Raw genomic sequence first — 15488 nt, 5'->3', positions numbered from 1 at the left:
CCTCGCAGCGCTCAGTGCGGAAACTGCCGAGGCACCCGGGGCCTGATCTCGTCGCGGAACTCCTCGATGATGGAGGCGATCTGCCTGATCTGCCGGGTCTTCTCGATCCGGTCCAGGTAGAGGTTGTAGCGGGCGAGCCCGTCCAGATCCACGGTGAAGTAGAGCGCCATCAGCGGGTTGATGAAGAGTTCGCTGTCGGCGGTGCGTTCGGTGAAGCGCACGTCGCCGAACTCGCCCCGTACGGCCGCGGCGATCGACCCGTTCACGATGCTCGGACGGTCAGGTGTGCGTTCCGCCGCGTACGCGACCGCGTCCATGTAGAGGGTGGCCGCGCGGCTGTCATGCGGTATTGAGAAGGCGCCGAGATAGGCGTTCTCACGGTTGAGCGCCGCCAGGTTTTCGAGGACCTGCACGTGGTTGATGCCGTGATAGGCGTCGATGCCGAAGCCAAGCGAGGCCACGAGCTTCTGAGGAACGTCGAGCCCATGCACAGCCGCAAGACTCGCCATATCTTCCGCAGGCGTACCCAACCCTGACTCGTCGCCGCGCATAAGAATGTCAGTGCCGCCGTCCACCAACACGATGGCGTCCAGGTCAAGCCGTTCGATCAGGACCCGGTAGGCGTCGCGCAGCGGCTGTACACCCAACCTCGGGAACGCGTAGACCGTCGACGGCTCGCCATGTCGGTCAAGCCAACGAGAAAGCGTCGCCTCAGGGGCGTACCAATCCCGAACTTCGATTTCCGGGGTAAGGGCAGCGACGTCAGGCTCGACCCACACCTCGGAGCCCAAGCCGTAGAGCATGCTGAACGAGAGGCTCGCGAGATGGACCTCCTTGCCGGTCTCACGGAGCGCGAGGGCCAGCGGCAGGCCCGCGTACACGTCAAAGCCGCCACCCGCGCCGGCGACCAGGATGCGCTGGGACTTCTTCAAGCGCGTGAAGAGAGGGGGCTCCTGGAGAGAGAACATCGAGCGAAAATACCGTCAATAGGGCGACGGCCCGCCGAACATCTCGCTGATTTTCGGCGCGAGCCGCTCAGCCTTCGCGGCCTCCCGCTCCTGCCGTCTCTCCAGGAAATGCGGTATGACAGCCTTCCCGAAGAGCTCGATGCTCTCGCAGATGTGCTCATGCCTATTGGGCCGGGACTGCAGCACAAAACCAATCTGGTCGACCCCAGCCGTCTCGTACCTCCGGACCAGATCGGGCGGCTCACTCGTTCCAGAAGTGCGCTGTCGGGACACACCGGTTTGACGCTTTCCAGCAGCGCCTCGCTATCGCGCCCAACATCCTTTCCCAGCGCCTGACCCGGCTGGTCGAGAGTGGTGTCCTCTCACGCGCCCCCTACCGCGAACGTCCGCTGAGGCACGAATACCACCTGACAGAGAAGGGGCTCGACCTGTATCCGCTGCCACTGGCCATGCTCGTGTGGGGCGACCGTTGGCTGGTGTCCGGGCCCCTGTCGATCACGCTGACCCACCGCACCTGCGGCGAACGGCTTGCCCCAGATCTGAGCTGCGGCACCTGCAGCCGAACGTTCAAGCGCCCCGCCGTGACCTTCTCCGCCCTCATCCAGCCGCAGGACTGAGGAGCCCGGGGCGCTCTCTCGCGTCACCGGGCACCGAATGCACCAAGCGCTCGCTTGACTCACACGATGCCGGGACGACACCGTGGAACGATCACGGTCGGGCGAGACGAGGTGTCCATGGCGTTGCTGGACGGGTTGCGGGTGCTGGATCTGACGATGTGGCGGCCTGGGCCGTACGCCACGCAGCTGCTCGCCCAGCTCGGCGCGGACGTGATCAAGGTGGAGCCGCCCGGTGGCGAGCCGATGCGGATGTTCCGGAGCCACTTCGACCTGCTCAACCAGCACAAGCGCAGCATCGCGCTCAATCTGAAGGACGACGGCGACCGGGCACGTTGTCTTGAGTTGGCGGCCGGTGCCGAGGTTTTCGTCGAAGGTTTCCGGCCGGGGGTCACCGACCGGCTCGGCGTCGGCCACGAGGCGTTGCTGGCACTCAATCCACGCCTCGTCTACTGCTCTCTTTCGGGGTACGGGGCGCATGGACCGCTGGCGGCGACCCCCGGCCACGACGTCAACTACCGGGCCTACGCGGCGGCGCTTCCGGCGGACGCGGTCTCACCCGACGCCGATGAGCTACCGGTGGCCGACATGGCGGCCGCGACCATGGCCGCGTTCGCGATCACCGCGGCGTGCCTCAAGGCCCGTGCGACCGGCGTCGGTGACAGGATCGACCTCGGCATGGCCGACGTGCTGGCCAACTGGGTCGGAACGGTGCCCACAGCAATAAGCCGGAACACCACGTCAGGGCCCGTGCCTGGATATGGCGTCTACACGACCAAGGACGGGCAGAAGATCACGCTCGGGGTCGTCTCCGAAGAGAACCTCTGGGCCGCGACATGTCGGGCGCTAGGGCTGGACGAGTATGCGGAAGTCCCGTTCCTCGAACGGCTCGGGCGGGTGCGTGAACTGGACGAGGCCGTCGCGGCCGCCGTCGCACGGCTCACCCGAGACGAGGCTGTCGAACGGCTCGACACTGCGGGCGCTCCCGTCGCACCCTTGCTGACACGCACCGAGATGATGGCGCACAATCACTTCGGGAGCCGGGGCGTAATCCACGGCGACACGGTGGGAAGCCCCGTCCGCACGACAATGCATCCGCCACTGCCGCCAGGCCCAGTCGCCGAGCTCGACGAGCACCGAAACCAGACCTGGCACCCCTAACCCGCAGCACACCACCCACACCGCACCCACCCGCTATCCCCCACTCGCAACGCCCCCGGCCCGCAGCGCGCCCGGCTCGTGGAGCACCTGACGCCCAGCGCCCCTCACACGTGACGCATCCGATCTGCAACACATCTCACCCACAGCACCCTGGCTCGTAGGCGCACCCCACCCGCAGCCCGCCCGAGCTGAGGCGCACCCGACCTGTGGCGCGCCTGAGCTGAGGCGCATTTCACCCGCGGCGGCCTCGCAGCGCGCCTGACTCGTGTTCGGGGTGGGTGGAAACGTTTCCTGACGGCGCCTTGCCGCAGGTCGGCGGGGGCGTGCTGGCGATCTCACAGGGTGATATTCGTGCGATTTCGTCGTATTCATGGGGCATCCTTGGTGCGTGAGTGCGCGCGTGATGAGTCCGGTCCTGGTGGGCCGCTCGGCCGAGCTCGGCGATCTGGACGAGGCGCTGGCCGCCGCGCCGGGCGCCGTGCTGGTCGGCGGTGAGGCGGGCCTCGGCAAGACACGGCTCATCCGGGAGTTCGCCCGGGCGGTGGAGGCACCGGCCGACGGGACACCCCGGGGCCGGTTGCTGGTCGGCGGCTGCCTGGAGCTGGGCTCCGATGGCCTGCCGTTCGCCCCGTTCACCACTGTGCTGCGCGGCCTGGTCCGCGACATCGGCATCGACGGGGTGGCCGAGCTGCTGCCGCGCGGCGACACCCGCGGTCTGGCGCGCCTCCTGCCCGAGTTCGGCGAGCCCGAGAGCGACACTCCTTCCGGCGAGGAGCGCGCTCGGCTGTTCGAGCTGGTCCTGACTCTGCTGGAACGGCTGGCCGAGCGGCAGCCGCTGGTGCTGGTGATCGAGGACGCGCACTGGGCCGACCGGTCCACCCGTGACCTGCTGGCGTTCCTCATCCGCAACGTCATCGCCACACCGCTGCTGATCGTGGTCACCTACCGCGTGGACGAGCTGCACCGGACCCATCCGCTGCGGCCGCTGCTGGCCGAGCTCGGCCGCAGCGACAAGGTCCGGCGGGTCGAGCTGGCCCGGCTGTCGCGCTCCGAGGTCGCCGAGCTGGCCGCCCGGATCCTCGGGACCGAGCCGCAGCCGCAGCTCGTGGACAAGATCCACGCACGCAGCGAGGGCAATCCCCTGTTCATCGAGGCGCTGCTCGACAGCGACGGCACGCTCGCCAGCGAAATCCCCGAGTCACTGCGTGACCTGCTGCTCGCGGGCGTGCAGCGGCTGCCGGAGGAGACGCAGGACGTCCTGCGCGACGCCAGCGGCGGCGGCACCCGCATCGAGCACGCCCTGCTCGCCGCGGTCTCCGGGCTCGACGACGCCACGCTGACCCGCGTCCTGCGGCCCGCCGTGGCCGCCAACGTGCTGGTCGTGGACGGCGACGGCTACGCGTTCCGGCACGCCCTGATCCGCGAAGCGCTCCACGACGATCTCCTGCCGGGCGAGCACACCAGGCTCCACACCCGTTACGCCCAGGCACTCGAGAACTCCCCGGGCCTCGTACCCGCCGGGCGGCTGTGGATCGAGCTCAGCCACCACTGGAACGCGGCGCACGATGCCACGTGGGCGCTGGTCAGCTCCAGCCGCGCGGCCGGTGACGCCCACAAGGCCCTCGCCTACGCCGAGTCGCTGGGGATGTTGTCGCGCGTCCTGGAGCTCTGGGAACGGGTGCCGGACGCCGCCGAACGGATCGGCGCCGACCACACCGACGTGCTGGAGGACGCCGCGATCGCCGCCGACCTCGCCGGCGAGTACGAGATCGGCATCAAGCTGGCGACCGCGGCACTGCGCGAGGTCGAGGAGTCCGGCGGGCCCAACACGCGGCGCGCCGCCCTGCTGGAGCTGCGCGGCCGGATGCGCCATGAGATGGCCCGGCCCGGGTTCGTCGAGGACCTGCGCGAGGCGGTGCGCTGCCTGCCGCCCGAGCCGACAGTGATCCGCGCCCGCACACTGGCCACGCTGGCACAGTATGTACGTCTCACGACCGATACCCACGAGGCCCGGAGCGCCGCGATCGAGTCGCTTGAGATCGCCCGTGCGCTCGGCGACGTCACCGCCGAGGCCGACGCGCTGATCACGCTGTTCTGCGTCGACATCGACTACGACGAGGACGAGGCGGTGCTCACCGAGGCCGACGAGGTCGCGCTGCGCTCCGGGAGCCACCGTGTGCTGCTGCGCCTCGCTGTGATCAAGTCGCACTTCCTGGAGGGCAGCGGGCGGCACGAAGAGGCCATCGAGGTGGCCCGGCGCGGCATGGAGCAGGCCAAGGACTTCGGTGTCGCCCGTACGAAGGGCACGTTCCTCGGCATCAACCTCGCCGAGCCGCTGGTGTCGCTCGGCCGCTGGGACGAGGCGTTCACCGTCCTCGACCAGTCGCTGGAACAGGACCCGGCGATCACGATCCGTACCTCTCTGCTCGTGCTCCTCGGCGAGGTCGCGGCGGCGCGCGGCGACCTGGCGACCGCCGAGGCCTGGCTCGACGCCTCGATGGCGGTAAAAGATCTCACGATGGAGTGGCTGAAGACCCAGGACTACTTCGCCACACTCCGGCTGAAGGCACGGCTCCGGATCGCGGCGGGCCGGTACGAGGAGGCGCTGGAGGCCGTACGCCCGGTGATCCCCACCACGGGTCTGCCGGACGACAGCCGCTACACCTGGCCTGTCATGGTTCTCGGCGCCACCGCCTGCGCCGCCCTCGGCGACCAGGCGGTGATCGACGGCGCACCGGCCCTCCCGCAGATCGAGGCCCGCGCCGCCGGCCTCAAGGTGCTGGGGCCGGCCCAAGAGGCGCACCGCCTCACGTTCCTGGCGGAGGTCTCCCGAGCCCGTGGCGTGAACGACCGGGTCGCCTGGGACGCCGCCGCGGCCGCGTGGGACAAGCTCGGCCAAAGGTATTCGCTCGCCACCACGCTGACCCGCGCCGGTGAGGCAGCGATCCTCGACGGCGACCGCGACGGCGCCGCCGTTCGCCTGCGGCGGGCCGCGAACCTCGCCGAACAACTCCAGGCCGGGCCGCTTTCCTCGCAGATCGATGACCTCTGCCGCCGCGCCCGCCTCTCCCGCACGGTCGGGCCGGGCACCGCGCCGCCCTCCTCAGGCCCGCCGCTCGGTCTGACTCCGCGCGAGCTCGAAGTGCTGCGCCTGGTCGCCGACGGCCAGAGCAACCGTGAGATCGCCGAAGTGCTCTTCATCTCGGCCAAGACCGCGAGCGTCCATGTCTCCAACATTCTGACCAAGCTCGACGTCGCCAGCCGCGGCGAAGCCGCAGCCACCGCGCACCGCCTGGCGCTCTTCCCAACACCGCGCCCCTGAACGAACGCGCGTCCTCGAACGCGTGTCCCTGAACGCGCGTCCATGAACGAGCTCGCTCGTGGAAGGGCAGAGCGTGGATCCGGCGGCGGGAACCTCCCCTCCCGGGCTCCCGCCGCCGCATCGCCGGACCACACGGGAACTTCAGTGGTTGCCGTCCCGGACACGGCCCGCGGAAGTAGGCGGCACTTCTCCGCTCGGAGAGGCGGCCCGTGACCCTTTCGGCAGTACACAGTCTTCCGGACCTGGACACGAAGATGCATCGGGAGACATCCCGATAGGCGTACCTAAAAATCAACGGCTGGGACGGAGGCGCTCGGTGACCCAGGCGGCGATCTGCGTCCGGGAGGCCATCTCGAGCTTGGCGAGGATGTGTTCGAGGTGGGAGTCGACCGTGCGCTTGGCGATGACCAGGCGTTCGGAGATCTCCCGGTTGGACAGTCCCTGCGCGACCAGGGCGGCGATCTCGCGTTCGCGGCGGGTCAGGGGCTCCCATGGATCGACGCCGCGCGCGTTGACGCCGGGCCGGTCGTCCAGGGCGTGGTCCATGGCCTCGTCGAGGCTGAGCCGGAGTCCCTCCCCGTAGAAGACCTGCCAGCCGCGCTCCCCGAGCGAGCCGCGCACCTCGGCGAGCACGACTTCGCGCAGTGAAAGATAGGCGGGCCCGAAGAACATCGGTGCGCCGACGATCCGCCACATCCGGTCGGCAGCACCGAAGAGCCGCGCCGACCGTTCGGACGATCCGGTGAAGCCCGCGCAGCCTGCGGCCAGGTCCAGCGCCATCGCGCTGCCGAGCCGGTCATTGAGCCCGCGCATGAGCCGCAACGTCCGTTGTGTCTCCGCACTCGCCGCCTGCGGATCGCCGCGGAGGCAGTGCGCGAGCCCGCGCACCCACGTCGCGTACGCCAGGCACCACTGGTCACCGGACGCGGCGCTGACGACCCGGCACTCCTCGCAGTACTCCAGCGCCCGGTCGATGTCGCCGGTGAGGCAGTGCAGCGCCGCGAGCAGTGGCAGCCGCAGCATCGTCCAGATATCGCCGCTCGGTGCCGGCTCGGCCAGGAGCGGCCGGGCCGCCTCCAGGTCGCCTCGGAAGAACGCCACGAGCCCGGCCAGCTCGACTGTGTAGGCGCGTTCCAAGCTGCTGGAAGCCAACGGCACCGCCTCAGCCTGGAAACTCTCGGCCGCCTCAAGGTCTCCCTGCAACACCGCGAGCAATCCGGCCAGGCAGAGCGCCCTGGCACGATCGGACGACGCGGACGCGTCGAGGGCCTTGCCCAACCACAGGCGGCCCTCGCCGAGCAACCCGGCGGAGAACCAGAACTGGGCGAGCGCCACCGCCATCCGCGTCGCCTGCGCGGCCTCCCCCGGCGTGGTGACCGAGTAATCGAGAGCGGCACGGAGGTTGGCGTGCTCACGCATGAGGCGTTCGAGACGTTCGGCCTGATCGGCGCCGAAAGCCTCGGCCTCAGCGCGGACGGCGAGCCCGAGGAACCAGTCACGGTGCCGACGCCGCAGCCGTTCTGCCTCTTCAAGTCCCGCCAGCAGGTCACTGCCGTACTCACGCAGCGTGTCGAGCATCCGGTAGCGGCAGCCGCCCTCCTCGCGCAGCACGATCGACTTTTCGACGAGACGCGCGAGCGTCTCATAGACCGCATCCGCAGGAAGCCCGGCCTCCACACCCTCCCCGTCGGCGCCGACATGCTCGGCTGCGGCGAGATCGAACCCGCCGGGGAACACCGTGAGGCGTGCCCACAACAACGCCTCCCGCGGCGTGCAGAGCTCATGGCTCCACTGCACCGCCGCACGCAAAGTCTGATGGCGGGAACGGCCTGCCCGTTGTGCACGATGTGTGCCGAGCAGCCGGAACCGGTCGTCCAGCCGTTCCACGAGCTGCTCGACCGACAACGCCCGAAGCCGTACGGCAGCCAGCTCGATTGCGAGCGGAATACCGTCCAGCCTCCGGCACAGCCGCGCGACAGCAGGCAGATCGCCCCCGCTGAGCGTGAAGCCGGGCACGACCGCCGCGGCACGGTCGGCGAAGAGCGCCACCGCGTCCGACGCCGCGACCTCGGCCTCCGGGCCCTCGGCGTCAGGCAGGCTCAACGGCGGCAGCACCATCGTGTGCTCGCCGAAGACATCCAGCGGCTCGCGGCTGGTAGCGAGCAGATGCAGGTGCGGCGCGGACCGTAGCAACACCTCCGCCAGCATCGCGCAGGCGTCCACGAGGTGCTCGCAGGTGTCGAGCACCAGAAGCAGCTCGCGGTCGGCAAGATGCTCGGCGAGCATGTCCAGCCTGTCGCGCGTGGACTGGTCGGGCACGTGCAACGCCTCGGCCACGGTGTGCGCGAGCAGCTCGGCGTCACGCAACGCCGACAGATCGACGAACCATGTCCCGTCCGCGTAGCCGGGACGGGCCTCCGCCGCCAGCCGGAGCGCCAGCCGGGTCTTGCCGACCCCGCTCGCCCCCGTCAGCGTCACCAGCCGGGACGCGTCCAGAAGCCGCCTGCCCTCGGCGAGCTCGCGCTTCCTTCCGACGAACCTTGTCACCTCTGCGGGCAGCCTGCCCGCCCGCTGTTCCAGCGCAACGCTCGCCACGGGCCGCCTCTGGTCGCATCGCCGGTGAAGTGACCGACGTTTCGGAGGGTTTCCCGCATCGTACCCGTCCGACCACGGCCCGAGAGGGCCCGATTACCGACCGCGACCTGTGGGCCGGTTTACTTGGGGACGCGGGCCACGCAGAAGACGGTCTGGCCGAACGGCGGGCGCATCAGGCGCTCGATGGCGCGGGTGGTGGGGATGACCGTGCGGTCGTAGATCTTCACCAGGCGCGGGTCGGGGTAGCCGGCGCCGCCGCGGCGGACGGCGGCCCACCAGGCGATGCCGCCCAGGAAGTTGATCGGCTTGAGCACCTCGGGGGTCAACCCGGCCTCGCGGACCGAGGCCTCCAGGGTGGCCGGGGTGTAGCGGGTCACATGGCCGACCTTGCGGTCGAACTCGCCGTAGAGCTGCATGTAGCCGGGCACCCAGATGACGATGCGGCCGCCGGGCGCGGTCACCGAGGCGAGGTCGCGCAGCGCCTGGACGTCGTCCTTGATGTGCTCCAGGACGTTCATCATCACGACGGTGTCGACCTTCTGCCGGATGTCGACCTCGGCCGGCAGCTCCAGGTCGAGCACCTCGACGTCGTCGTTGTCGTCGTAGCGCTTGCGGAGCTCGCCCACGCAGTAGGGGTCGTTGTCGCTCACGGCCAGGTAGTCGAGCCGCCCGGCGAACTGCTCGGAGAAGTGCCCGAGGCCGGAGCCGATCTCCAGCAGGGAACGGCCCACGTGCGGGGCCACCATGTCGTACTCGTACTTGCGGTAGTTGCGGGCCTCGTCGCCGCCGAGGTGGTTTTCCAGGGCGCCGTCGCCTGCGGCGGGCTGGACGAGTTCGCCGTCGCCGGCGGTGGGAACGGCAGGCTCGGTCTTGCTGCCAAGGAGCTTGAGGAGCGTACCGGCAATGGACTTTTTCTGACCTGGTGAATGCATACTTCCCGCTCGCTGGAGTGCGTTGTCGCTCGCCTGGCAATCGGCTGGCGTTCGCCGGACCGGCGTGCCGACCTGGACTTCGAGGCGGGCCGATCTCTAGCGCAAGGTCGGGTCAGTCTAGTCCACAGTGACCGTTCACAAGCCGAGAGTGCGCTTTCAGCCTCGAACGCCCCAGAGCCCGCTGCTGTGCCGCACGCTTGGGCGTGTCGACCGGCGACCCGCCAAATGCCAGGTCACGTCACCGTACCGGACCGCGTAGAGGTGGTCTCGGTGAGCTCGCTCACGCTCGGCCTGTCGAGCGCGGACGCGGGACACCTGCATGATCCCGTCCCGGAGTGCGGCGGCCGGGAGGCCGAACCCTTCGACAGCCGTGGCCACGAGCACATCGAGGTCGGGCCGCACTCCGGAACGGGGGTCCTTGCCGGAACGGGGGCGTGCCGACGCGCACCGGCGACTCGTCGAGGGCGAGGTTCCACTCGGGATCACGCATCCCGTCGACGATCACGCTGAGCATCGCGTCGTCCCTCCGCCTTCGCCCTGTCGTCACCACGGCACCGCCGGGTGAGTGCAACATATCGGCACTTGGCCCAGAACGCAGGCAGAGAGTTTTCACATGATGACACTGTGCGACGATCCCCGGGTCAGGGACCCGAGGCGCTCAGCCGATCGGGCGGTGGACGTTCTCCTGGTCGGACGGGCCAGGGGTCGCGTCAGCGATCCACGGACCGGGGATGGACGGGTCGAGGACGCCTTCCTCCAGCCATATGAAGTCGCCGGAGAGGATGTGCTTGGCGAGCTTGGCGTCGAGGGCATCGGTGTTGCGCCAGAGCCCATCGAAGAGCTCGTCGATCCGTACCCGCGCCTGCCTGCAGAAGGCGTCGGCCAGCCTGGTAGCGGACACCCCCGGAGGACGGCCCGCCTTGCCCTCACCTTCCTCCGACCGCCCACCGGCCTCCCGGCTGTCCTGCAGCGCCCGTACGCAGACGGCGCTCATGGCGTAGAGCTCGGCGCCGATGTCGACCATGCGGCCGAGGAAGCCCTGCTTGTACTCCAACTTCCCCTGCCAGCGTCCGGCGGCGTAGAAGGTCGAGCGGGCCAGCTTGCGGGAGGCACGTTCGACATAGCGCAGGTGCTGCGCCAGCGGCCCGAACTCGCCGTACGATCCGGGACGCTGCCCCGCCCCCGTGACCAGCGTCGGCAGCCACCGGGCATAGAAGCCGCCGGCGCGGGCCGCGGCGCGCGCCTTCTGCCCGCGCGGCGCGTCCGGGTCGATGATGTCGCCGGCCACCGACAGGTGCGCGTCCACCGCCTCACGGGCGATCAGCAGATGCATGATCTCGGTCGAACCCTCGAAGATCCGGTTGATCCGGAGGTCGCGCAGGACCTGCTCGGCGGGCACGCCACGTTCACCGCGGGCCGCCAGCGACGCCGCGGTCTCGTAGCCGCGGCCGCCACGGATCTGGATCAGCTCGTCGGCGATCTTGCACGCCATCTCGGAGGACCACAGCTTGGCCAGCGCCGCCTCGATGCGGATGTCATTGCGCTCGTCGTCGGCCAGCTGGCCGGACAGGTCGAGCATCGCCTCCAGGGCGTACGAGGTCGCGACGATGAACGCGAGCTTCTTGGAGATCGCCTCGTGCTCGCCGACGGGACGGCCCCACTGCACCCGTTCCCTCGACCACTCGCGCGCGATCTTGGTCGACCACTTGCCGGCCGCCGCGCACAACGCGGGCAGCGACAGGCGGCCGGTGTTGAGCGTGGTGAGCGCGATCTTCAGCCCGGCACCCTCCTTGCCGATCAGGTTCGCGGCGGGGACGCGGACGTCGTGGAAGCGCGTGACGCCGTTCTCGATGCCGCGCAGTCCCATGAACGCGTTGCGGCGCTCGACGGTGATGCCCGGCGATCCCGCCTCGACGACGAACGCGGAGATGCCGCCGCGATGCCCCTCGGACTTCGGCACCCGCGCCATCACCACCACGAGATCGGCGACGACGCCGTTGGTGGTCCACAGCTTGACGCCGTTCAGGACGTAGTCGCCGTTCTCGGAGGGCACCGCGGTGGTACGGAGCCGCGCGGGGTCCGAGCCGACGTCCGGCTCGGTCAGCAGGAACGCGCTGATCTCGTTGACGCAGCGCGGCAGCCAGGTGTTCTTCTGCTCGTCGGTGCCGAAGAGCTTGATCGGCTGCGGGACTCCGATGGACTGGTGGGCCGACACGAGCGCACCGAGCGCCGGGCTGACCGAACCGATGATCATCAGGGCCCGCCCGTAGTGATACTGCCCGAGCCCGAGACCGCCGTACTTCTCCGGGATCTTCATGCCGAGAGCACCGAGCGCGCGCAGCCCCTTGACGACGTCATCCGGTATACGCGCATCCCTCTCGATCAGCGCCGAGTCGACCTTCGTCGCGCAGAACTCCCGGAGCCGGGCCAGGAATTCCTCCCCCTTGCGCGCCATGACCTCGTCAGAACGCGGATGGGGATGGATGAGATCGAGACGGAAGTCGCCCAGGAACAGCTGCTTTCCGAAGCTCGGAAGGCGCCATTCGGTCTCGCGCGCCTCTTCGGCGATCTTGCGGGCGGTGCGCTCGTCTACGCGGCTCGGCTGGGTCATACCGGCTCCTCGGAATGGCTTCCGCGTCTCCCTTGCGAAGTTACTCCCGAGTCGTACCCCTGAGTAGGGCCCACCGAACACCAGCCCACCAAAGACCACAAAGATGCCAATGCGTTAACAGTGCACTTATGTTGTCTGCGGGAACAATGATCTCGCCTCGGAGTCAAGGCCCAAGAAAGGACCGTTCCAGCACACTGAATTCGGTCGCCGGCTTCCGTGAACACGGCACCAGGTCGAGCAAGAAGTGATCCAATGGACCCAGTATCACGAAAGGCCTTGACCTAACGAGGCCAGAGGGGTTCGCTGTGCGTGATGGATGAGACACGGAGACCTACTCTCATCGCCTCAGTGCAACGTGCCTTGCACCTGATGGAGGCAGTGGCCTCGCATCCCAACGGGGCGCCCGCCAAGCAGCTGGCCCGCGAGGCCGGACTGCCTCTCGCCACGACCTATCACCTGCTGCGCACCCTCGCCCACGAGGGCTACGCGATGCGCCTCTCGGACGGCGTCTGGGTGATCGGCGACCGGGTCCAGTCCCTGAACGGCCAGAGCAAGGCCCAGCAGCTGCTCGCCCGCATCCGCCCCGCCCTGATGGCTCTGCGTGACGAGCTCGGCGTCGCCGCCTACCTCGGCCTGCACGAGGACGACGAGATCCGCATAGTCGACATAGCCGACGGCCCCCGCACACCGCGCGTCGACCTCTGGGTGGGCTTCGACGCCGCGGCCCATGCCACCGCCATCGGCAAGTGCGTGCTCGGCCAGCTCGATGACGAACGCCGTCGCGACTACCTGGCCCGGCACCCGCTGGTCGACCTCACCCCGCACACCATCACCGACCACCAGCAGCTCCTGCGCACGCTGGCCAAGCCGTCCGGGCTCTCCCTGGACCGCGAGGAATACGCGATCGGCACCAGCTGCGCCGCCGTCCCCGTGACCGACGCCACCGGCAGTGTCGTGGGCGCGCTGGCCATCTCGTGCCGCACCAGCAAGCTCCCCAAAATCGAGGCCTCCGCACACCGCATACAGGCAACCGCCGCCCGCATTCAACGCACCCTGAGCCTCACCATCGCCTAACCCACGCGCGCGCCGTCCGATGATGCCTGGTGGCGCGTTGGCGGCGGGCCGTCGGATTCGCATGGTCGATCACTCAACCATGCGGGGCCCCGATTTCCGCGGGGCCCGATATTCCCGGAGGCGCCCAGGTCAGCGGCCCTGGAAGTCCGGTTCGCGGTGCTCCAGGAAGGCCGTGATGCCCTCCTTGGCGTCCTCGGTCCCGGCCAGTGCGACCAGCTCGCCCAGCAGGTGCGCGATCTGGTCTTCCAGCGGGCGGCCCTCGATGGCGAAGAACGCCTCGCGGCCCATGCGGAGGCCGATGGGGCTCTTGGCGGCGATGGTCGCGGCCAGCTCGGCGACCCGCGTGTCCAGGTCGGCACGCGGCACGACCTCGGTGACCAGGCCGATCTCGCGGCCCTCGGCGGCGGTGATGCGCTGCCCGGTGTAGTAGAGCTTGAACGCGTGTTTGGGCGCCACGTTCCGGTTGATGATGGCCATGATCATCATCGGCCAGAGGCCCACGTTGACCTCGGGTGTGGCGAGTTTGACGTCGTCGGCGGCGATGACCAGGTCGCAGGCGGCGGCGAGGCCGAGGCCGCCCGCGACCGCGTGCCCGGCGAGGCGCGCGATGATCGGCTTGCCCAGCCGGGGGAACGCCGTGAACAGGCGGTACGGCGCGCTCGCCCGGATGTCGTCGATCGCGCCGGTGTCCAGCCCGCCGAGGTCGGCGCCGGCGCAGAACGCCCGGTCGCCCGCGCCGGTCAGCACGATCACGTGGACGCGGTGGTCGGCACCGGCCCGGTCGAACGCGTCGAGCAGCTCATCGATCATCTGGTCGTTGAGCGCGTTCCGGGCGTCCGGCCGGTTCAAAGTGATCGTCGCGACCCGGCCGGCCACCTCGTACAGGATCATGCCTCTCCCCAACGCGGGGGCGGGCGAGGCCATGGCCCCGCCCGCCGACAGTCAGATTCGCTCGATGATGGTCGCGTTGGCCTGGCCGCCGCCCTCGCACATCGTTTGGAGGCCGTAGCGGCCGCCGGTGCGCTCCAGCTCGTGCAGCAGCTTGGTCATCAGGATGCCGCCGGTCGCACCCAGCGGGTGGCCGAGGGCGATCGCGCCACCGTTGGGGTTGGTCTTCTCCAGCGAGGCCCCGGTGTCGGCAGCCCACGCCATCGGCACCGGGGCGAACGCCTCGTTCACCTCGAAGACGTCGATGTCGTCGATCTTCAGGCCGCTGCGCTGCAGGGCCTTCTCGGTCGCCGGGATCGGGCCCGTCAGCATGTAGACCGGGTCCGAGCCGCACACCGTGAGGGTGTGGATGCGTGCCCGCGGCGTCAGGTTGTGCTGCTTGACGGCCTCCTCGGAGGCGATGAGCAGGGCGGAGGCGCCGACCGAGATCTGCGAGGCGACCGCGGCCGTGATGGCCCAGCCCTCGCGGAGCGGCTTGAGGCCCGCCATCTTCTCCAGCGAGGTGTCGGGGCGGGCACCCTCGTCCTTGGACTGCCCGGCGATCGGCGCGATCTCCCGGTCGAAGTAGCCGGCCTCGATCGCCTTGGCCGCCCGCTGGTGGCTCTCGAGGGCGTACTTCTCCAGGTCCTCGCGCGAGAAGCCCCACTTCTCGGCCATCAGCTGAGCGCCGCGGAACTGTGAGATCTCCTGCTGGCCGTAGCGCTCGGCCCATCCGTCGCCGTAGGGGAAGGGCATGCCCTTCTCCATCGCCATCGCGACCGAGGAACCCATCGGCACGACGGCCATCTGCTCGATGCCGGAGGCGACCACGAGGTCCTGGGTGCCGGACAGCACGCCCTGCGCGGCGAAGTGGATCGCCTGCTGCGAGGAGCCGCACTGCCGGTCGATGGTCACACCGGGCACGTTCTCGGGGAGGCCGGCCGACAACCAGGCGGTACGCGCGATGTCGAGCGACTGCGGCCCGACCTGCATGACACAGCCCGTGATCACGTCTTCGACGGCGGACGGGTCGACCCCGGTCCGGTTCACGAGCTCCTTGAGCACGTGGGCACCGAGGTCGGCGGGGTGAACGTCCTTCAGGGCACCCTTCTTGGTGCCGACGGGGGTACGGACCGCGCCGACGATGTACGCCTCGGCCACTGCGCCTCCAAATGTGGGGTTGGGGTTCCGTCCCGAAACCGAGTGAGATTCGGTTAGTCAGTATGAGATTACATCGCCTCGGCGGCAACGCCATGTGACCTGGGTCTCGGTAGGCCCGCCATC

General features: G+C 69.4%; 10 protein-coding genes and 1 pseudogene. 5 read left to right on the top strand and 6 right to left on the bottom strand.

Annotated elements, in window-relative coordinates:
• Positions 1 to 11: 11 nt before the first annotated feature.
• Positions 12 to 968, bottom strand: coding sequence for a DUF1152 domain-containing protein (locus tag ACH34W_RS43875; RefSeq protein WP_395967154.1), 957 nt, complete (start codon positions 966 to 968; stop codon positions 12 to 14).
• Positions 969 to 1243: 275 nt separating this feature from the next.
• Here ACH34W_RS43875 and ACH34W_RS43870 point away from each other — a divergent pair.
• The 4 genes and pseudogenes from ACH34W_RS43870 to ACH34W_RS43855 all read left to right on the top strand — a co-directional run.
• Positions 1244 to 1432: pseudogene (locus ACH34W_RS43870) on the top strand (winged helix-turn-helix transcriptional regulator); the annotation flags it as partial.
• Between the two features lie 12 nt (positions 1433 to 1444).
• Positions 1445 to 1585 (top strand): hypothetical protein, encoded by a 141-nt coding sequence (locus ACH34W_RS43865; RefSeq protein WP_395967153.1) that lies wholly within the window; start codon positions 1445 to 1447, stop codon positions 1583 to 1585.
• A 66-nt stretch (positions 1586 to 1651) separates the two neighbouring features.
• Positions 1652 to 2743, top strand: coding sequence for a CaiB/BaiF CoA transferase family protein (locus ACH34W_RS43860; protein ID WP_395967152.1), 1092 nt, complete (start codon positions 1652 to 1654; stop codon positions 2741 to 2743).
• A gap of 388 nt (positions 2744 to 3131) precedes the next feature.
• Entirely contained in the window at positions 3132 to 6065 is a 2934-nt protein-coding gene (locus ACH34W_RS43855) for an AAA family ATPase (RefSeq protein WP_395967151.1), read from the top strand.
• A gap of 291 nt (positions 6066 to 6356) precedes the next feature.
• Here the strand turns inward: ACH34W_RS43855 and ACH34W_RS43850 are convergent, their stop codons facing one another.
• The 3 genes from ACH34W_RS43850 to ACH34W_RS43840 all read right to left on the bottom strand — a co-directional run bounded on the left by ACH34W_RS43850 (position 6357) and on the right by ACH34W_RS43840 (position 12203).
• A complete protein-coding gene (locus tag ACH34W_RS43850; protein ID WP_395967150.1) occupies positions 6357 to 8660 on the bottom strand; it encodes an ATP-binding protein in 2304 nt (767 codons plus the stop codon).
• Between the two features lie 119 nt (positions 8661 to 8779).
• Positions 8780 to 9592, bottom strand: a complete 813-nt coding sequence (locus tag ACH34W_RS43845; protein WP_395967149.1) for a class I SAM-dependent methyltransferase — start codon at positions 9590 to 9592, stop codon at positions 8780 to 8782.
• A 658-nt stretch (positions 9593 to 10250) separates the two neighbouring features.
• Complete coding sequence (locus ACH34W_RS43840) at positions 10251 to 12203, bottom strand: acyl-CoA dehydrogenase family protein (RefSeq protein WP_395967148.1); 1953 nt, start codon at positions 12201 to 12203, stop codon at positions 10251 to 10253.
• A 312-nt stretch (positions 12204 to 12515) separates the two neighbouring features.
• On the opposite strand from ACH34W_RS43840, the gene ACH34W_RS43835 reads away from it, so the two are divergent.
• Positions 12516 to 13277 carry an IclR family transcriptional regulator gene (locus tag ACH34W_RS43835; protein WP_395967147.1) on the top strand — a complete coding sequence of 254 codons (762 nt, stop codon included), beginning with the start codon at positions 12516 to 12518 and terminating at the stop codon, positions 13275 to 13277.
• Positions 13278 to 13406: 129 nt separating this feature from the next.
• Here ACH34W_RS43835 and ACH34W_RS43830 read toward each other — a convergent pair whose 3' ends face one another.
• Both ACH34W_RS43830 and ACH34W_RS43825 read right to left on the bottom strand, forming a co-directional pair.
• Positions 13407 to 14168: an enoyl-CoA hydratase/isomerase family protein gene (locus ACH34W_RS43830; protein WP_395967146.1), complete on the bottom strand. Its 762-nt coding sequence runs from the start codon at positions 14166 to 14168 to the stop codon at positions 13407 to 13409.
• Positions 14169 to 14219: 51 nt separating this feature from the next.
• A complete protein-coding gene (locus ACH34W_RS43825) occupies positions 14220 to 15365 on the bottom strand; it encodes an acetyl-CoA C-acetyltransferase (protein WP_395967145.1) in 1146 nt (381 codons plus the stop codon).
• Between the last annotated feature and the right edge of the window lie 123 nt (positions 15366 to 15488).

The sequence above is a fragment of the Actinomadura sp. 6N118 genome (assembly GCF_044326415.1).
Lineage (GTDB): Bacteria > Actinomycetota > Actinomycetes > Streptosporangiales > Streptosporangiaceae > Spirillospora.
This window is presented reverse-complemented; position numbering and strand designations above follow the sequence as displayed.